Source organism: Paraburkholderia sp. LEh10 (genome assembly GCF_017814945.1).
Lineage (GTDB): Bacteria > Pseudomonadota > Gammaproteobacteria > Burkholderiales > Burkholderiaceae > Paraburkholderia.
On record NZ_JAGIPX010000082.1, the window covers coordinates 11648 to 31533 of the forward strand.

The following is a 19886-nucleotide window of genomic DNA, read 5'->3' on the forward strand; positions in this document are numbered from 1 at the left end:
CTCAGGCGGCGGTCAGGGTCCGGACCACTCGCTCCCAGGAAATGTCAGCCGCACGCCAGGCCTCGCGCGCCCGCGCGCCCGCCTCGGCCGTCTCGCGCGGATGCGCGGCGATCCAGTCGAGACGCGCGGCAAGCGCCTCGGCATCGGGCTCCTCGATCCAGCCGTTGTCGCCGTGGCGAACGAACTCGAGCGGGCCGCCTGCGTCCACGCACGTCAACACGGGCTTGGACGACAGCATCGCTTCGAGTGTGATGTAGCCGTAGTCCTCGTCGAAAGCCGGGAAGACGACTGCCTGCGCACGCGCATAAAAGGCGCGCTTCTCTTCTTCCGTGATGTGCCCGATCAGCGCGACACGGTCGCCGACGCCAAGCCGTTCGATCAACGCGGCGTACGCTTCGCGCTGACCTCCATCGCCCGCGAGCACGATCTTCAGCGACGAACGCATGTGCCGGGCCGCTCCGATCACCAGATGCTGACGCTTGAGCGTCTCCAGCCGGCTGGGGAAGAAAACGTACGGCAACGCGTCGTCACACCCGAACTGCCCCATATGCGCGGGCGGATGATAAAGCGCTCGTGCATGGATGCCGTTGAACTGCCGCAGGCGTTGCGCGACCCGGCGCGAATTCGCGAACACTGCTTGCGCGCGCGTCAGCGATGCGTTGTCGAACGCAATGATCTCCTTGCGCAACGCGTCGAATTGCGTTGTCGAGCGGCTGGGATCATACAGCTCGTATGCAGCGCGATGCTGATGCATCACCCACACGCGATGATCGGGATGGGCAATGCCATATCCCGGGAACTGCAGGCTGATCACGCGATCGATCGACACGCCGTTGGGCTGCACCAGATCGAGCGACGACGCATGCGCCATCGCACGCGCAATGTCGGCTTCGGGCGAGAAGCGAAACGGCAGCTTGAGCAATTCGACTTCATGCCCGGCCTGCCGCAATGCATCGACGACGCCGTTGATGTGATACGTCGCGCCGCCGTGAATGAACGGCACCAGGTTGGCCGTCACGAGAATCTTCAAACCAGCTCTCCTGCCGCGCGCGCCTTGCGTCCCGTCACGGCGAAGTCCTGTGGGCCGCACAGATGCCCGTTCACACGCTCGGTCAACGGGTCGTTGCCGGGCACTTTTGCTTCTTCCGGATACGGGCTGCTGCGGATGATGTCGAGGTCGTCGAAGCCATGGAAGCGAAGCAGGAACGTGATAGCAGACGGCGTGACGGGATTGCGGTGCGTGAAGTCGTGATAGAAGGTGTGGCTGCCGACCAGCACGTTTTCCGGGTTCGGCGTCTCGAACAGCACCGACCCTCCGTCCACCAGGACGCGATTGCATTCGGCGACGAGCGCATACAGGTAGTCGAACGGCAGGTGCTCGATGATATGAAAGCCCGTGACCGCGCCGACCGATTTAGAAGGCAGCGTGCGCAAATAGCCGAGTGCATCCAGGCATTGGACGTCGAAGCCGCGCGACTTGCACAGATCGACCATCACGGGGTTCGCGTCGACACCCACGGCATCGAAGCGCTTCGCGGATACATACGCCAGCCACTCGCCTCGCCCGCATCCGATATCGACGATCGCATGCTGCAAGCCCCGGCGGCCCGGCACACGCGTGCCGAGCCAGTCGTCGTACACCGCGAGCTTGGCCGTGATGCTCTCCTGCGAGCCGCGGTTCGCGTCTTCGAATGCGAGATAGTACCGATCGAGCGCCTGCTGCGAAACGAGGGTTCCTGCCGGCGCGGCTGTCCGGACGGCTTCGATGGCCGCCTTCGTCTCGTCCTCGTGCGCGGCGAGCCGCGCGTCGATCTCTTCGAGCGCGCGCCTGCACTCGAGCACCACCGCACGTTCGGAAGCGCGCCGCTCGAGGCATGCGATCGCCGCGCCCGAGATGGCGTTCAGGCGCAGCGGACGCAATGCGCGATCGATCGCGGTGAACGCCATGGCCGATTTCAGCCCGGCCACATTGACGCCGCGGCTGCGTCCCTCGGCCGACAGCCGCAACTTCGCCGCGATGCTCAGACGGCTCACGCCATTCGCCAGTTGCGTGCGGTAATTCCGCCGGCCCGAATCATCTGCTTCACGGCCTAGCAGGCAGCGGTACGCTTCGTCGATAAAGTCGTCGTTGTCTCCGACCATGAAACGCTCGACGCCGACGCCCGCGGCGATGGACTTCGGCTTGCGGTTGCGCGATTGCGCACCGCCCGGCATTGCCGAGGGCCGCAAAGCAGCTTGCAAGGCAGGCTGCGCCAAAGGTTGTTGAGCTGGCGCGCGCGTCACCGCTTCTGCCTTGACGCGTTCGATAAGAGCGGAGAGTGCCGCGTTAGTCATGATTGTGTTGTTGCGAGTTGGGCGGAATCCACCGTGAGTTGCTGAAACTCGACGGGCACGTAGCACAGCCCCGAAAACGGCGTGTGCGTGAAGCCCGCGATCTCGAACGTCGCCGCCGCGTCCCACCAGTGCTGGCAATCGTGGACGTGCGTGTCGTCGGTATGCAGTGCGACGGTCAACGTGTACTTGCCGGGGGCGAAGTTGAGCGGCAATGTAAAGCGGCACTCGACATGCTCACCCTGCTGAAAAACAGCCTCCTTGCCGAGCAGCGACGTATTCGTGCCGAACACGTCCTGACCAAAGCGATCGCGAATCAGGATGCCAACCGACAGGTCCGCGTCCTGCGACGATTCGCAAGCGAGCGTGATCGTCACCTGCTCGCCCGAGCCGAACCGCTCGCCCACGCCGAAACGGTTCGCCATCCTCACTTGCCGGATTCGCGTGCGCATTGCGCCATACGATCCCTGCTTGTCGTCACGCGGGTTCGCCAGTTCATCGTGGACGCCCGCGATCAGGCGGTAGTAGCTCTGCGCGGCCTCGTCCGGCCCGCCGTCGAAAATCACCTTGCCGTCCGACAGCAGCAGCGCGCGGTCGCACAGCAGCTTCACCGAGTTGATGTCGTGCGACACATACAGGATGGAGCCGCCGCGCTCGCGGAACGCCCGGATTCGCTTCAGGCACTTTTGCTGGAAGCGCGCGTCGCCGACGGCCAACGCCTCGTCGACGATGAAGCAGACAGGGTCCGCGTGAATCGCGATCGCAAAGCCCAGACGCATCACCATGCCCGACGAGTACGTGCGCACAGGGGCATCGATAAACTCGCCCAGTTCGGAAAACGCGATGATGTCGTCGAGGCGCTGTGCGATTTCATCGCCCGTCATGCCGATCAGGCGCGCGTTGACCGCGATGTTGTCGCGGCCCGACAGCTTCGGGTCGAAACCCGTGCCGAGTTCCAGCAGGCCCGTGATACGGCCGTTGCGGCGGATCGTGCCGGCGTCCGCTTCGAGCACGCCGCTGACGAGCTTCAACAGCGTCGATTTCCCCGCGCCGTTCTGCCCGAGCACGCCGATCGCTTCGCCGCGCGCGAGCGCAAACGACACATCGTCGAGCGCGACGTGGCGGCGATAGCGCGCCTTGCCTGTGAGACCCTGGATCAGGCGGTCCACAGGACGCTTGTAGATGTTGAACTCCTTGCGCAGATTTTCGACGGCCAACACGGGCGCATGGCCGGATGCATGACTGGTCACAGCAAGTCCCTCACTTCGGCGCGCAGCCGGTTGAGCAGCGCGCGGCCCGCGGCCATGCTCGCCACGCCCGTCACGGCGAGCGCCGCGATCTCCTTGAACGGCGGCGGGCGATGCCACACCACGATGCCATGCACGGCATCGACAGCCCAGAACACGGGATTGAAATGCATCGCATGCTGCGCCCACGGCGGCAGAATATCGGCGAGGTAGACGACGGGCGTCAGCCAGAAGCCGAACTGCAACGCGATGGTCAACACGTTCTTCACATCGGGAATGAACACGTCGATCGTGCCCAGCATGATTCCGATGCCATAGGCGAACGCGCTCAGCAGCAGCACGACGGCAGGCAGCAGGCACCACTGCGGACTGAGGGGATGACCGATCACCAGCAGAAACGCAGCGTAGAACGACATCGCGATCGCATAGACGGCCCACTCCGACACGACGATGTGTAGCGGCATGATCCAGAGGTCCACGCCGATCTTGCGGATCAGATGCGCCTTGCCGCTGTACACGGACGCGAGCCGGCTCACGATGTTGGCAAACAGATTCCACATCAGGAGCCCGCTGATCAAATAGACCGTATACAGATACGGGTCCGTCTCCGCGCCGAGCCGCGCACGCATGAAGTGCGAAAACACCGTGCTGAACAACACGATGAACGCGAGCGGCTGCAACAGCAGCCAAGCCGCACCGAGCGCGTTTTCGCGGTGGCGGTCCACGAGATCCTGTCGTGCCAGCAGCCAGACGTGATCGACGCTGGTTCTGAAGCTAACCATGATGAGAATTCCGGTTAAGGGGTATCCGAGGTGAACGGCGCGGGCGCTAGACGATGACCTGCCGGTACACGTCGAGCGTCTCTTGCGCCGAGCGCCGCCAGCTGAACAGCCCGGCCCGCTTTCTGCCCCGCGCGACGAGCAGCGCGCGCAGCGCGGCATCGTCGATCAGCATCTGCATCGCGTCGGCGAACCCGGCGATGTCGGACGGATCGCAGAGGAGCCCTGCGTCGCCCGCCACTTCCATGAGCGCGCGCGCATTCGAGCAGATCACCGGGACGCCCGCCGCCATCGCCTCGATGACGGGCAACCCGAAGCCCTCGTACATCGACGGGTAGACGAGCGCCAGCGCGCCCGCCGTCAGCACCGGCAGCGCCTCGTCGGACACGTAGCCGAGCTTGCGCACCGTACCGTCGTTCAGCGACGTCACGAGCGCGGCATGCAGCGACTCCGTGAGCCACCCTTCTCCGCCGATCAGCACGAGCGGAAACCTTCGCCGCACGGGCATCGGCAAGCGCGCATGCGCATCGAGCGCCGCATGCAGGTTCTTGCGCGGCTCCAGCGTCCCTACGGCAGCGAAATACTGCCCGTGCGTGAGTTCGTAGCGCGACAGCACGTCGCGCGTCTGTTCGGCCGTGTGCGGCGTGAAGCGCTCCGACACGCCGTTGTAGACGACACGCAGCTTCTCCGGCCGTGCGCCGAAGCACGAGATCAGTTCGTCTCGCACGAATTCGGATACGACGATCACGCGATCCGCACGTTCGAGCGCCTTGGGAAAGTTGTTGCGCAACAAGGCAAGCCGCGCTGCCGGGTGATACTGCGGATATCGCACCCACGATGCATCGTGCGCGGTAATCACCGTCGGCCCGGCAAAACGGAACGGGATGAAATTCGGATCGTGATACACCTGAGGCGCTGCGTCGCGCCGCACGCCCGAGTCGAAGCGAAACTGCTCGATGTGCGGCATGTAGCGGTAAGCGGCGGGCACGTAGCGACGTGCAAAGCGCTTCGCCATGCTGGCCATGCGGGTACGCAGCGAAGCGGAAGCGAGCGATGCAGCCGATGCATTGCCGCCGCCCGACGCAATCGACGATGACCAATGCGTGCCATAGAAGAACCGCACGTCATGACCATGTCGCACGAACTCTTGCGCGAGATGAAATGCGTATTGGCCTATCCCCGTCAGCGGCGTGAGCAGCGCACGACCACCCATTGCGACTCTGAGTGGCGCACCCGAAATCTGATTCTCGACCATTCGTGACTTTTTTATCGATGTGCAACGCGTGGAGCGACGTAAGTATCGTCGTTGTGCGCGCATTTATATGTGACGGCCGTCACATACCCACCACTCCTGTATTCGTGTGACAGCGATCACATTTTTGCGGTTGTCGTTCCCGCAGAATGGCGCCTCGCGGGTGGACACTATTGCGACTTCACCTTGAAAAAGGCGGCGAACCACCAGTCGCGCGAGAAAGAGACCATACCCGACCGATGCGGGCGTCAGGAAATGACAACGAATTTAAAACTTCCAACGAATGAAATCGTGCAGGCGCTGTTGGGCTACAAGCGCGTATTTCGCACGATCGGCATATTCAGCATGTTCATCAACCTGCTGATGCTAGTGCCGTCGCTGTACATGCTTCAGGTGTACGACCGCGTGATACCGAGCCGCAACGGCGTCACGCTCGCGATGCTCACGCTGATGATGCTCGGCATGTACGGGCTGTCGGCGGCGCTCGAATATGTGCGCAGCTTCATCGTGATCCGTGTCGGCGCGAAGCTCGACATGCAGCTCAATTCGCGCGTCTATACGGCGAGCTTCGAGTCCAACCTCAAGCGGCAAGGCGCGAACGCCGGGCAATCGCTGAACGACCTGACCACGATCCGTCAGTTCGTGACGGGCAACGCGCTCTTCGCATTCTTCGATGCGCCGTGGTTTCCCGTCTACCTGATCGTGATCTTCGCGTTCAACTTGTGGCTCGGGTTGTTCGCGGTTGCGGGCTCGGCGGTGCTCGTCGCACTCGCCGTCGTCAACGAGCGCGTGTCGCGGCAACCGCTTGCCGACGCGACGCAGTTGTCGATCCGCTCGACAGCGCTTGCAACGAGCAATCTGCGCAATGCTCAGGTTATCGAAGCAATGGGCATGCTGCCCGACCTGCTGTCGCGCTGGTCCGTGCTGAACACGGGCTTTCTCGCGCGCCAGGCGGAAGCCAGCGAAAAGGCCGCGCTGGTCGGCAACATCACCAAGTTCGTGCGCCTGTCGCTGCAATCGCTCGTGCTCGGCCTCGGCGCGTTGCTCGCGATTCGCGGCGAAGTGACCTCGGGCATGATGATCGCGGGTTCGATCCTGATGGGACGCGCGCTCAGCCCGCTGGAGATGGTGATCTCCGTGTGGCGTCAGTGGAATGGCGCAAAGAGCGCATATAACCGCCTCGTGGAACTGCTCGACGCGAATCCGGCGCGGCGCATCGGCATGACGCTGCCGCCGCCGTCCGGCAATCTGACGCTCGAAGGCGTCAGCGCCGCGCCGCCGGGCATTCGCGTCCCCGTGCTGCAAAACCTCAATTTCGCAATCGAAGCGGGCGATGTGGTCGGCGTGATCGGCCCGAGCGCCTCCGGAAAATCGACACTCGCACGTTTGCTGGTCGGCGTATGGCCCGCGGCGCTCGGCACGGTGCGTCTCGATGGCGCCGACATCTATCAGTGGAACAAGGACCAGCTCGGGCCGCACATCGGCTATCTGCCGCAGGACATCGAACTGTTCGGCGGCACGATCGCCGAGAACATCGCGCGCTTCGGGCAGATCGATTCGGAGAAGGTGATCCAGGCCGCGCGGCTTGCGGGCGTCCACGATATGATCCTGCGGCTGCCGCAAGGGTACGACACGCCGGTCGGCGATGGCGGCTCCGGTCTCTCGGGAGGCCAGAAGCAGCGCATCGGACTGGCGCGCGCGCTATACGGCGACCCCGCGCTGATCGTGCTCGACGAACCGAATTCGAACCTCGACGAAACGGGTGAAGCCGCGCTGCGGCATGCGATCGACCTGCTGCGCCAGGCCGGCAAGACAGTCGTCCTGATCACGCACCGCACCAGCATCATCGCGGCGACCACGAAGCTGCTGCTGCTCGTCGAAGGGCAGTTGCGGCTCTATGGCCCGACGGCTCACGTGATGGCCACGCTATCGAAGGCGCCCGCGCAGCAGCAGGCTGCCCAGGCTTCCGCGGCACCTGCCGCCGCACCTCCCGCCGCACCCGCGGCCACGCAAGACCAGCCCTCCTCCGTCGAGACCGCCGACTCAACGGCCTGACCTCTAGAGTCATCATGTTCAATCCAGCAAGCAAAAAAGCGGGCACGCCCGCGCTTGAAGTACTCGGCACGTCGCTGCCTCCCGAAATCCAAACCGACGAGCTGCGCTACGTCAAGGTCGGTTGGACCATCGTTCTCGTCGGTGTCGTCGGCTCGCTGCTCTGGGCCACGTTTGCACCGCTCAGCAAGGGCGTTCCTGTTCAAGGCACGGTGGTCGTCACGGGCAACCGCAAGCAGATCCAGCATCCGACGGGCGGGATCGTCGAGGACATCCTCGTGCACGACGGCGATGTCGTCAAAGCCGGTCAGGTGCTCGTGCGGATGAACTCCGTGCAGGCCCGCGCGCAGCAGGCGACGATCTCCACGCAGTATCTGAGCGAATTGGCCGTGCGCTCGCGCCTCGAAGCGGAGGCGACGGGCGCCGCGAAAATCGTGTTTCCCGCCGAGCTGCTCAAGGCCGCTGCGCACAATCCGCAGGTCGAGGACGACATGCGGCTTCAGCAGGAACTGCTGAATTCGCGCCGCGCGGCCTTGCAGTCGTCGATCGGGGCGCTGCGTCAGACGATGTCGGGCTACGGCGCACAGCTTGCCGGCTCGAAGGACGCGAGCCAGCAGAAGCAGGCGGAGCAGAAAGTGCTCAGCGACCAGCTCGCCAACGTGCGGCAACTCGCCAACGAAGGCTACGTGCCGCGCACCAAGCTGCAGGACCTCGAACGCGAGGACGCGCGAATTCAGAGCCAGATCGCCACGCAATACGGCAACTCGGCGCAACTGGCGAGCCAGATTGCGGAAGCGCGGCTGCGCATCGCGCAACAGCAGGAAGACTACATGAAGGAAGTACGCACGCAGCTCACCGACGTCGAGCGCGACACGAGCGCGCTGCGCAGCAAGCTGAGCGCGATCGACTTCGAGGTGGACAACACCGAGCTTCGCGCCCCCGTCGACGGCACCGTGGTGGGCGTCAATGTGTTCACCAATGGCGGCGTGATCGCGGCAGGCGCGAAGCTGATGGAAGTTGTCCCGAGCGGCGAGCCGCTCGAAGTCGAGGCGGAATTGCCCGTCAATCTCGTCGACAAGGTGCATGACGCGATGCCCGTGGACATGATGTTCACCGCGTTCAACCAGAACACCACGCCGCGCATCCCCGGCGCCGTATCGTTCGTCTCCGCCGACAGGCTCACGAACGAACGCACGGGCACGCCGTTCTACCGCCTGCGAATCAAGGTGTCGCAGCAAGGCATGAAAGAGCTCGCGCGCTATGACGTGAAGCCCGGCATGCCCGTCGAGGTCTTCGTCAAGGCAGGCGAGCGCTCGATGCTGAGTTACCTGCTCAAGCCGGTCGTCGATCGTGCCCACACGGCGCTGACGGAGGATTGACGCAGTGAAGTCGATTGCAATGATTACGCGGCGCACGCCGCGGTGCTTCAACGCGCGTTCGCTTCGCGCGGTTCCCGTCTCCTTGCGCCGTGTGTCTTTGGCGGTGTCCGTTGCGTTGACGTTCGGCGCGGCCGCGCCCGCGCACGCATTCGGTCTCGCCGATGCGTACGACGCCGCGCTCGCGCACGACCCCGTCTACGCTGCGGCGATCAAGGAGCGCGACGCAGGCGAGGCGAACCGGGCGATTGGCCGCTCTTACCTGTTGCCGAACCTGTCGGCCAACTACGCGAACTACCGGGACTGGACCCGGACGACGCAGCTCGGAGAGCTCTTCCCCGGCGAGCCGCAGACAACCGATCAGCAATATCGGGCCTACGCGGCAGGGATCTCGCTGCGCCAGCCTCTATTCAGCTATGAAGGCATTGCTCGCTACCGGTATGGCAAGGCGCTGGCGCTGGCCTCCGAGGCGACGTTCGCCGGGAATGGCGAAGAGCTGCTCGTGCGCGTGCTGACCGCGTACACCGACACGGCATACGCGTTAGATCAACTGGCGCTAGCGCTGGCGCAACAGAAGGCGTTCGACGAACAGCTCGTCAGCAACGAAGCGCTCTTTCGCAATGGCCAGGGAACGCGCACCGACATTCTCGAAACGCGTGCGAAGGCCGAGCTTGCGCGTGCTGACGTCGCAGACGCACGCGACAACGTCGACAACATGGCGCATACGCTCGAAGCGCTCACCGGCCTGACAGTTGACAGGGACGCGAGCAATCTCGACAGGCTGACGGACAAGTACAAGCCCGACGTGTCGGCGGCGGGCGGTTTCGATCAATGGCACGACATCGCGCTCGAAAGCAACGCCGACCTGATCGCGGAGCGACATACCGTGGAAGCCGCGCGCCAGCAGGTCGAGGTGGCGCGAGCTGGCTTCTATCCGCGCGTCGATATCGTCGCGAGCATGGGGCGAAACCAGTCTGACTCCGTCAACACGATCGGGACACGCTATACGACCAAGTCCGTCGGCGTCGAGATCACGATTCCCCTCTATTCCGGCGGCCTCGTTTCCGCCAGCTCTCAGCAGGCCAGGTCCAATTACGAGCGCGAGCAGTTCATTCTGCAGGACAAGACCGACAAGGTGCTGCTCGACGTACGCAAGCAGTACAACGTGTGCATGAGCAGTCAGACCCGCATCGACGCGCTTGAGCGCGCCGTCGAATCCGCGACGCTGCTCATCACGGCGACCCGCAAGAGCGTGCAGGCCGGCATGCGCACCAATCTGGATGTGCTGACGGCGGAACAGCAGTTGTATCAGTCCCGGCGCGACCTGGCCAAGGCCCGTTATCAGTATCTGCTCGCGACGCTGCAATTGAGAAAAGCGGCCGGCATCTTGACAGCGGAAGACCTGTATGACGTTTCGAAGTGGTTCATGCCTGCCAATGTCGTCAGCATCGGCGCGGCGAGCGGGGATTCGCAGCGTTCGGAGCCTGCCGTTCGCGTCGTGTCGCAACGCTTGCATCTGAGCCCGCAGCGCGCTCCCGCGCTTGCGAACGCTGCCTGGCTGGGTCCAATGCTGGGTCAAATACGCTGACCGACTCGCCCGCAGTCTTCGCGCTGCGGGCCGCCGCACCGCCCGGCCCGGCGGCGCCGGGTCCGGTCCTACGGGCTGGTTGATCTAGTTGCCGACGAGCCCGTACGCGCCCAGCGCGAAATGATCGAGCATCGTATAGTTGTCGTCGGCTGCCGATGCCGGCGTCGATGATGCCGCACCCGTCTGCAATGCGGCCTTGGCGGCGACAAGTGCCGTCGTGCTGTCGAGACTCTCGCTTGCGGCCTCTTTTGCCAGCGACTCATTCAGCTCGCGAATGAACTGACCGGCGCGCTCGCGGGTCAGCAGATAGCGGTACGTTCGCTGGGTCGTCGACACATCGTCCGTCTGTTTGACGATCAGCGTGACATTGACCCAGCCTTCCGTGGTGGCCGCCTCGACGGTCCACTCGGCCGCCCAATGACTCGGGACGATTCCGTCCGCGCGCAGATTCTTACCCTTCTTCCTCGATGTGACAGCCATGACGGTTCTTCCGTGAAATGAGGCGTATCGGAGTGGTGGAGACCACATCTCGAACGACCAATGCTTGCACGGAAATTTATCCCAGGGTCACTTCGGAAGTTGTGCGTACGCGCACACTTTGAAGAATTACATCGCTTTTATGTGCGGGCTAATGATAGCGGCTGCGCATCAGGAGCCACGGTCTTTCGATGGTCGTATAGCTCAGACGTGCGACCAGCAGACACAACGGCAGGAGTACCAGGATCGCCGCGCACATGCCGATGCGCCAGTTCACTGCTTCGAACGCCGTGCCTGCGCATTTCGCGAAAAGGTACAGCACGACGCCGTGCCACAGGTACAGCGAATAGCTCGATTCGCCGACCATCCTGAGGAACGTATCCAGCGCCCCCACGACCGCGCCTCGCCAGCTCGTATAGACCACCACCACGGCACTCCACATCAGCGCTTCCACGAGCCCCCAAACGGCCCATATGGGCTGCTTCGGCTGCGGCAACTGATAGCTCGCGTGACGCGCGAGCAGGCCGAGCAGCGCCACGACGAGAGCCGCAGCGACGATGCACCAGATGCCGTGCAGACGCCGCTCTCTGAGCACGGGAACCCGCCGCGCAACAAGTGCCGCCGCCATGCCGACCAGAAACTGATCGAAGCGGCCGAGCAGCGTCGAATAGTACATGTGCGTGGACTGCGCGCTAAAGAAGTACGCGCCACAACGCAGCAGCAGCCACAGCGCGATCAGTCTCAACAGCCAGCCGATGCCGTATTGAAGGGCGAAGCGCGCGAGAAATGGAAACACCATGTAGAACGAGAACTCGATGGAGATCGTCCAGGCGGCGCCCGTCATGAAGGAGTTCGACGTAGGGGCAGTGCCTAGATTGGAGGTGAGCAGATAGAGAAGATCGGCGGGCCGGAAGTCGTCACGTCCAATCGAGGTCGCGACGACGAACATCACCACGAAGAGCGGGAATATCCGCAACAGACGGTTCTTCATGAACGCGCCCCAGCGGATCGCCGGTGCGGCCTGCGCGATGCGCATGAAGAGAAAGCCGGACAGCACGAAGAAGAGACCCACGCCACTATGGCCTTCGGCGAGCCAGCCGGCCATGAACGCGCGCGGGTAAGGCTGCCAGTGTCCGTACAGCACATGGAACGTGTGATAGAGGAACACGAGCAGCGCTGCGCCGGCTCTCAGGTGATCGAGGCGGGCGTCATACTGGATATTGACTGAACGCATGGTGGACTTCGAGGTTCACGCCGTCCAGCCAGACAATGCAGTTCGCGCATGACGTGCGACGGCCAAAGATCGGGAGTGTATGGGTGAAGGCGCGGTTTCGATGTGACGGCCGTCACAACTTCACGGCCGGGCATGCGCTAGTGCTTTGCGGCAAGCGTCGCGCGAATGAGGCCGTCGCGTCGGTGAAAGCGTTTGAGGTCCGCGGCGAGTATGGTTGCGCTTAGGTCCCGGAAAGCGAATAGTCCCATCCGTCGACGATGCCATCTCCCTCGACGGCACGTGCGAGTGATGCGCTGCGCTGCAGGTCGAGCTCGCGCAGTGCCGTATGCAATCCTGCGATCAGCTCCCTCGCCTGCTCGTGCGTAATGTAGATGGTCTGCAACTTCTGTTCGGCGTTCCATCCGTCCGATAAGGCACGGCCGGACAAGCGAATCGTGCCCTGTGCGTTTGCCGGGTCCACGGCGACTTTCCAGCGGCCTGTGGGTATGAGTATTTCAGGCATGCACTCCCTCGAATGCGAATCTGTGGTACTCGCAGTTTGTGATTGATGTTGTGTCAGCGCTTCATAAAGAAAAAGCCAGGCTTGCGGCCTGGCTTTTTCGAGCGGACAACGAGATTCCGTTGTCCGCTTTTGCATCAATTTTCGCATTCGCGAAAATTGTCCCTAGGGGTTTAGCCCAGCGTGATCACGCCAGCTGCGTCCATGTGGCTTGCCGCTGCACCAGCGTAGCCAACCAGAACGATTGCTGCCGTACCGTTACCAGGCGTAGCATCCGCCCACTGAACCATCGAGTCAGCGCCCGAAGCCGATGCCGTGAACGTATGAGCCGTAGCGTCGTACGTACCGCGAACGATTTCAGCCGATGCCGTGCCTGCTGCGACAGCGTGCGCGAACGTGCCAGCCAGGTCGCTCGACAGCGTGCCTGCTGCTGCGCCCAGGTTGATCGTGTCGCCTGCATGCAGACCCGTCACGATGTCCAGACCCGTCACTGCGCCGGTAGCCGTGATTGCAGCACCCGTGTCGTTCGTGCCAGACAACGCAGCGTACTTCAGGCCGTCGACGATGCCAGCGCCGTGTGCGCCGAACGTGATGACGTCCGCATCAGCACCGCCCGTGATCAGGTTGCCACCCGTGCCGACCTTGATCGTGTCGTTGCCTGCGCCACCGTTGATAACGTTCCAGCCGTTACCTGCGGTGATCGTGCTGCCACCTGCGCCGACGTCGATGGTGTTGTCGCCATTGCCGACCGTGATCGTGTTCACGCCAGCGCCGCCGTGGATGACGTTGTTGCCGTTGCCCGATGAAATCGTGTCGTCACCAGCACCGCCCGTCAGCGTGTCGCCGCCGTCGCCACCGACCAGAACGCTCTTCAGAGCGTTCGAGGTCAGGTTGTTGGCTGCCGTCGCGCTACCGATGATCTTGAGGCCATTGCCAAGTGCGCCAGAAGCATTAACCGTCACCGTGCCCGTAACAGCGTGCGCATCGATCACCGAATTCACGTTCAGCGGCAGAGCGCCGGTGACGATGTTGACGTTGCCTGCGCCCGTCACGTTCAGGTTGGTCAGAGCGGTCGCACCCGTCAGCGAACCAATCGTCACGTCGTCGACTGCGTTGAGGTTCAGCGTTTCAACGCCAGCGATCGTGAGACCCAGCGCGATTGTGCTGTGAGGACCGGCAACACCATCGTCGGCGGTGATGCTGACCGAATCCAGCTGACCGACCTGCGTTGCGCCAGCAACACCAATGGTCGCCGTCGCGCTCGCATCGACGGTGATGTGCGCAGCTTGCACGGCGGTCAGACCTTCCACGTCAATGGCGCCGACTCCGCCGTGCAGAACCACCGAGGTGAACGCCGAGTTCGTGAACGTGCTCAGATCAGCCGTAACGCCGTTGTTGACCTGTGCGATTTCGAAGTTCTTGAACAGGGCAGCGGCGTCCGCCGTTGAGAACGCAGCAGCCGACGTGAGGATCAGCTTGTCTGCTGCGCCCGCGCCGCCGTCGACTGCCTTCGTCTGCAGTGCTGCACCCGCCGTCACGATGTCTGCACCAGCGCCGCCCGTGTAGGTCTGGCCAGCGCCGACCTTGATCGTGTTCGTGCCGCTCGAGTGGCTTGCGTCGATGACTGCGTTGGCGTTGACGCTGGTCGATACATCGCCAAAGTTCACGCCAGCTGCGCCCGACACGTTCACCGCCGTTGCCAGGCTTGCGTTCAGACCCGTCAGCACGTTGGTCGCGGTACCGTTGCTGACGATGTTGATCGTCGTAGCAGCGTTATCTTGGTAAGTGCCGCCCGTGACGCCGCTCAGCGTGAAGGTCTCAGCGTGATTGAGCGCCGTGTTGTTCACCGTCACGTCTGCCGACATGCCCGTTGCGGACACGTTCGCAACTGCCTGGCCCGTGATGACCGTGTCGCCCGCATTGTTCAGCGTGACCGACGTCAGCGTGTTGTGCAGCGTCGAGCCGTCGCTGATGCTGTTCGACGCGCCGTAGTTGCCCGTCACCGTTGCCGAAGCAAGGTTCGTGTTGCTGGTAGCCGTCACGCTCACTGCTGCAACAGCAGCAGCCGCAGCTGCGTCAGCTGCCGACACCTTGTTCGCAGCAGCCAGAGCAGCTGCGGCATTAGCGTCGTTCACTGCGTCTGCAGCGATTGCTGCGTTGCTTGCAGCTGTTGCTGCCGTTTGCAGCGGGGTCAGGACAGCTTGCGCTGCCTTCACTGCGTCAGCCAGCGTGCCCGTTGCCAGTGCGTTGATGAACGCTGCATCGATTGCCACCTTGTCTGCTGCCGTGATGAAGCCAGCATGGAAGGCTGCCGTCGTAGCGGCCTGAATCGACAGCGGCGTCGCTGCGTCTGCCGACGAGATCGTCGCTGCTGCGATTGCCGTGGACAGGGCACCGAGACCCAGCACCTTGTTAGCCGCCGCAGTCTTGGCCAAACCGGATGCGTCCGAGTCGGAGCCGGCTGCGTTATTCGCGATCGTCGCCGCCGTCAGAGCATTTGCGTGCGCGACCTGATCAGCCAGCGAAACCGCGCCTGCTGCCGTTGCGTTGACGCTCGTGCCGCCGACGAACTGGATAGCGCCGCTCGAAGCCGTAGCCGTTTCGGTGCCAGCTGCGTTGATCTGGATTTGGCCGCCAGCTGCCGAGTTCGTCACCGTGACGTTGCCAGCTGCAGCCGTGGCTGCGCCCACCACTACGTCGCCAACCTTGCTGTTGTTGATCGTGACGTTGTTGCCGCCATCGACGCTCACGCCCTTCATAGCAGCAGCAACGTTAATGTCGGTGGTCGCAGCTGCGACGACGCCGGCAATGTTGTCACCCGACGACACGTTCAGGGTCTTCACACCGCTCCAGCCCGAGACGTCCGCGTTGGTGATCGCTGCCGTCGAGCTCAGGTTGACCGTTTCGACGTTCGTAACCGTTGCGCCTGCAGCACCGCTCAGATCGCCGGTAGACGAAACCAGGTTCAGCGTATCGTTGCCTGCGCCGCCATCGATCTTGTCGAGCGACGTGAACGTGTCTGCGCCCGTCGACGTCAGTGCTGCATTGATAACGTCGTTGCCAGTCGTGCCGGCGACGGTGTCGATGCCGTTCGTCAGGTTGTACGTCTGGGCAACCGAACCCGCGCCGATGTTGCCGATCGTCGTCGGCAGCTTTGCCGAGGCAGTCGCTTCCGAAGCCGTGTCAACGACCGCAGCCAGTGCTGCACGTGCATTGTTCGATGCAGCGTCGCCCGAGTAAGCAACTTGAGCAGCCGTCGATTGGCCGACCGCAGCCGTGAACGCATCAGCGTACGACAGCTTTGCTGCGAGTTCCGTTGCGTCGTTGCCCGTCGCGCCGTTGTAAATGTTCAGAGCGACCGATGCCAGCGAGAACGTGCCGTTGTTGATGCCTTGAACGTAGAAGCTCAGACCTGCCGAGTCCGCATCACGGCCGAACAGCGTTTGATAGATCGCGTTGACTTGAGCAGCCGTGTTCGAACCACCATAGAGGTGCGTCGATTCAACCGAATTGCCGAACGCGTTGATGATGACGTTCAGGTTGCCGCCCGCCTTGTCCAGTTGCGTCGCCCAGTAGTCCTGGCCTGCCGGATCTGCCGGACGACCATAGTAGGCGATATAAGCCTTCTGAATCTGTTCGTAATATTGTGCTGCAGCCATTGATAGCTCCAAAATTATTTAGACACGTGTTGCGTCTGCAACTGATTGGTCCCCGCGCTGACCCCGATGCCCTCCCGGTCAGGCACGGCTTTCAACATCAAACGCGAACGCATTTTCAGATGACTTGCAACGCCGCATTGTGATCGCGCTCACAAAACGCAAAATCGTGTGACCAAACGTCAACAGCGAGAAGGCAGCGTGGAAGAAGTGGTGTGCAACATGAAGGAAAGAAGGTCACGCGCACGGGTGTGCATGAAGGGAAAACCACGAGGGCAGACATGACTCCCCGTTGATTGCAGCACCCGATGCGATCAGGATCAGCTGCACAAGAGATAGCGTGCCCCAACGTGCTCTCACGCGTCGCGCTGACAACCTTGAATCGGAAAGCAGCAGGGAAACCTTGGCCGGGCACTACCTGACGGCTTGAATACTTCGCGCGTGAATGCGGAAGTTCGAAATGCGGTTGGCACATCGCCGGTGCCTCGCAGTGCAGCGCGCAATGCAGAGTTTTGGGGGCCGCCAGTTCCGAGAAACCGGCGGCCTGCATCTACTTCTACTACTATGGCTGCACGCGTTATCACGAGCGCAGCAAGTCTATCGTCGCTCAACGCTTCGACTTGTGACGGCGGTCACAACCAGCCAGATAAAGTCTTTGCAGGCCCAGGTTCGTCGATGGTATGTCGCGGACACGAATGTACGGGTGTCCGAAGGGTTTATTTATACTTTGCGTTCCTTATAAATACTCTTGATATCACGTCATCCAGATTATCCGATGGAAAATTCGATACTGCTTATCAATATTTACCTTAAAACCGGCGGCTCGCACGGGTAAAAACGAGCCGGAGCCGGGCGGCAATCAAAAACCGGTTATCACAAGTTTTAATTTTCGGGTGAGCTTTTTATGACGTCGCCAGCTTGATGGGGCGGACCCATATTGATATGAAATTTCGCCCCAGATGCATTTTTCGAATTTTCATGGCGTATAAACAGACATAGGAGGTGCTTTTTGCTTCATTCAGGCCGATTGTTGGCATGTTACAAATAGTTTCTAAGTTGTAAATTGTTGTAACAACACCAAAACATTCAAACATCGTCCTTCTTTCTCTTAAAATGCGCCTCGCATCAAAGGCATTTGAAAAAAAAATGAAAGAAGAGAGACTCAACCAACTCCTGAGAGCCCAAGCACTGTTTTCAGTTGCTACCGAGGAAGAAATAAAATCTGCCGCGGGATTAATACGTGTCACGCGCTTCAAGGCTGGCGAATATGTGGCGTTCGCCGGCGACACGAATTCCCCGGTGTTCATGTTGCTGGAAGGCGAATTGCGTTCGTTCGTCTCGTCGGAAGACGGACGTGAAATTCCGATGCGCACTTACAACGCCGGGCAGACCTTCGGCGTGGCGACCATCATCCAGCGCACTTCGTTGCCATGGAATGTCGCCGCCATCAGCAATTGCACGGTTGCAACATTAAGCCGCGCGCATGCACCTTCGCTGCTGCGTTCACCGACGATCGCCCAATCCGTCAACGAGCTGATGTCGGCGGACCTGTTGCAGATGGTTCAGCGTTTCACCGTCGGAGGCCTGTCCCGTGCAGGCGCGAGAATTTCAGCGCTGATCGCGACTTCCATCCGTGAAGACAAGGCGAATGAGCGGCCCGCCGTCGAGATGCCGGATCAGGCAACCGTGGCGGCGCTGGCCAAAGTGAGCCGCGAAACGGTATCACGAGTGCTGAAATCGCTCGAGACCAAAGGCGTCATCGTCCGCATTGGACGGTGCTTGCGCATTCGCGATATCGCGACGTTGCAGCGGATTGCGGCGGGCGTCGAAATGGCCTGATGCGGCGGCGCGTGTTCGTCGGGCACGATCACGCACGCATCGCAGGACACATCGCCCGTCACATCGCGGGCACTCGCCGACTGCGCGATCCCGCGGGCTTGTTTGCGGCCGGCGATCCGAAAAAGCGTCGGGCCGAGGCCCGACGTAAGCGCCCTGTCTTTATCGGGGTGACAGACCGGGACCGAGAATCACAACGATCGCCGACGCGGCAAACTTTCGCTGTGATCGCGGTCACGATTCAGATCCACACCGCGCAACCGGGCTGCTCGACGACGCACACGCATCAAGCCCCGCTATCCACGCTCACTCCCACGCGAATCGGCTCGACGCCAACGTGGCTTTCCTTCGGCAACGCCCATTCGAGCCAGCGCGCGCGATGCAGCACCACGAGTGCGAACGCCAGTGCCGACAGCACGCCGAAGGTCGCAAAGCCCATCTGATAGCTGCCCGTGCTCTCCTTGGCCATGCCCATGATGACGGGCAGATAGAAGCCGCCGATGCATGTGCGATCAACATGTGACGCACTGCACAGGCAACATACTGCGCCTATCGATATCGACGCATTGCATGGCGCATTCAACTGTCGGGCCGCTGAAATCAGAGATCAAGGAGCGAGCAGATAGCAGCGATGGGTCAATTGATGGAACTTCTGATGCAAGTGTCCCTGCTCCAGATATCAATCTGGCCTATCATCGCGCACAGCTACGATCCAACACGACAAAATCGCGTCGAACTGCGTTCGAGGGCAGCAACGCGGCCGATACCTATCATCGGTACTTCCGATATTCACACACGCCTGCCCGGTCCCTGGAATCTCTTCACTGTGGCCTTCGCCGCAGTTGGGCGGCCTTCCGACAAAAGCCGAAAGCGCCGCAGCGATCGTGTCTGCTCTTGCGCACGCGCGAGACCGCAATGCCCGTGTTTCGTCTTGGAGACTACGTACCGATCGACTATATACACAGTACATACCCGGACACGCAACGTCGTCCCTCGCCTCGTAGCGTGAGTCCGGACGTATGAGTATTCGCCGGCGCGCCATTCGCGAGGATTGCCCTGCAATATCTATGCGATCAGCGGCCGGATTCGAACGCTCCATATGACGGAGGCACTCTCACCATGCCCTTGCTTTGCGATATCTGTCATGCCCGACCCGCCGTGGCCCGTGTAAGTGTCGTGCAAAACGGCGAACGTAAGACCATGTCGATATGCGACTACGATTACCGTCAACTGATGCGCCATCAGAGCATGGCCAACCCATTCGACTCGCTGCTGGGCGGCGGCGGCTCTGGCCTGTCGCGCTTCTTCGGCGGCTTTGGTGATGGTGCGGGCGATGAAACGGCACTTGCCGCCGAAGTCCCGCGCGAATCGGTCGATGCAACCGACGCCTTCAGTGAACAGACGCTGGAGCTGCTACAGCGAGCCGCCGAAAAAGCGCACGAACTGCGCCGGAAAGAACTCGATACCGAGCATCTGCTCTACGTGCTCGCTGATACCGACATCGTCGCCGCGCTGTTGAAAGAACTGAAGTTGTCGCCGCAAGACATCAAGGGATACAT

Annotated in this window: 14 protein-coding genes and 1 pseudogene; 5 read left to right on the forward strand and 10 right to left on the reverse strand. The window is 62.0% G+C overall.

The genetic code is table 11. The annotated features are described in order from the left end of the window. Position 1: 1 nt before the first annotated feature. The 5 genes from J8I87_RS38085 to J8I87_RS38105 are packed head-to-tail and all read right to left on the reverse strand — an operon-like array spanning position 2 to position 5612. The gene (locus tag J8I87_RS38085) at positions 2-1030 is read right to left on the reverse strand and encodes a glycosyltransferase family 4 protein (protein ID WP_209937537.1); all 1029 of its coding nucleotides are present in this window, start codon (positions 1028-1030) and stop codon (positions 2-4) included. Beyond that, positions 1027-2334 carry a methyltransferase domain-containing protein gene (locus tag J8I87_RS38090; protein WP_209937539.1) on the reverse strand — a complete coding sequence of 436 codons (1308 nt, stop codon included), beginning with the start codon at positions 2332-2334 and terminating at the stop codon, positions 1027-1029. Before J8I87_RS38090 ends, J8I87_RS38085 begins: the two co-directional genes overlap by 4 nt. Beyond that, positions 2331-3581, reverse strand: a complete 1251-nt coding sequence (locus J8I87_RS38095; protein WP_209937540.1) for an ABC transporter ATP-binding protein — start codon at positions 3579-3581, stop codon at positions 2331-2333. Before J8I87_RS38095 ends, J8I87_RS38090 begins: the two co-directional genes overlap by 4 nt. After that, on the reverse strand, positions 3578-4360 hold the full coding sequence (locus J8I87_RS38100) for an ABC transporter permease (protein ID WP_209937542.1): 783 nt from the start codon (positions 4358-4360) through the stop codon (positions 3578-3580). Before J8I87_RS38100 ends, J8I87_RS38095 begins: the two co-directional genes overlap by 4 nt. Positions 4361-4406: 46 nt before the next feature. Next, positions 4407-5612, reverse strand: a complete 1206-nt coding sequence (locus J8I87_RS38105; protein WP_209937544.1) for a glycosyltransferase family 4 protein — start codon at positions 5610-5612, stop codon at positions 4407-4409. Between the two features lie 252 nt (positions 5613-5864). On the opposite strand from J8I87_RS38105, the gene J8I87_RS38110 reads away from it, so the two are divergent. From J8I87_RS38110 to J8I87_RS38120, 3 genes are read left to right on the forward strand one after another with little or no spacing between them, the layout of a single operon-like run. After that, positions 5865-7664 carry a type I secretion system permease/ATPase gene (locus J8I87_RS38110; RefSeq protein ID WP_209937546.1) on the forward strand — a complete coding sequence of 600 codons (1800 nt, stop codon included), beginning with the start codon at positions 5865-5867 and terminating at the stop codon, positions 7662-7664. 14 nt (positions 7665-7678) lie between these two features. Beyond that, on the forward strand, positions 7679-9040 hold the full coding sequence (locus tag J8I87_RS38115; RefSeq protein ID WP_209937548.1) for an HlyD family type I secretion periplasmic adaptor subunit: 1362 nt from the start codon (positions 7679-7681) through the stop codon (positions 9038-9040). A 4-nt stretch (positions 9041-9044) separates the two neighbouring features. After that, a complete protein-coding gene (locus J8I87_RS38120) occupies positions 9045-10625 on the forward strand; it encodes a TolC family outer membrane protein (protein ID WP_313068079.1) in 1581 nt (526 codons plus the stop codon). Between the two features lie 84 nt (positions 10626-10709). Here J8I87_RS38120 and J8I87_RS38125 read toward each other — a convergent pair whose 3' ends face one another. The 4 genes from J8I87_RS38125 to J8I87_RS38140 form a co-directional block, all read right to left on the reverse strand. Next, positions 10710-11105, reverse strand: a complete 396-nt coding sequence (locus J8I87_RS38125; RefSeq protein WP_209937550.1) for a hypothetical protein — start codon at positions 11103-11105, stop codon at positions 10710-10712. A 148-nt stretch (positions 11106-11253) separates the two neighbouring features. Then, on the reverse strand, positions 11254-12336 hold the full coding sequence (locus tag J8I87_RS38130) for an acyltransferase family protein (protein ID WP_209937551.1): 1083 nt from the start codon (positions 12334-12336) through the stop codon (positions 11254-11256). A 220-nt stretch (positions 12337-12556) separates the two neighbouring features. Next, entirely contained in the window at positions 12557-12838 is a 282-nt protein-coding gene (locus J8I87_RS38135) for a hypothetical protein (RefSeq protein ID WP_209937553.1), read from the reverse strand. Positions 12839-13008: 170 nt separating this feature from the next. Next, positions 13009-16494: a beta strand repeat-containing protein gene (locus J8I87_RS38140; protein WP_209937555.1), complete on the reverse strand. Its 3486-nt coding sequence runs from the start codon at positions 16492-16494 to the stop codon at positions 13009-13011. Between the two features lie 1143 nt (positions 16495-17637). Here J8I87_RS38140 and J8I87_RS38145 point away from each other — a divergent pair. Next, complete coding sequence (locus tag J8I87_RS38145) at positions 17638-18330, forward strand: Crp/Fnr family transcriptional regulator (protein ID WP_209937557.1); 693 nt, start codon at positions 17638-17640, stop codon at positions 18328-18330. A gap of 283 nt (positions 18331-18613) precedes the next feature. Here the strand turns inward: J8I87_RS38145 and J8I87_RS38150 are convergent. After that, positions 18614-18829, reverse strand: a pseudogene (locus tag J8I87_RS38150) (MFS transporter); the annotation flags it as partial. A gap of 617 nt (positions 18830-19446) precedes the next feature. Between J8I87_RS38150 and J8I87_RS38155 the strand changes: the two are divergent. Then, positions 19447-19886, forward strand: a 440-nt coding sequence (locus tag J8I87_RS38155) for a Clp protease N-terminal domain-containing protein (protein ID WP_280923140.1), incomplete at its 3' end; no start/stop codon positions are given.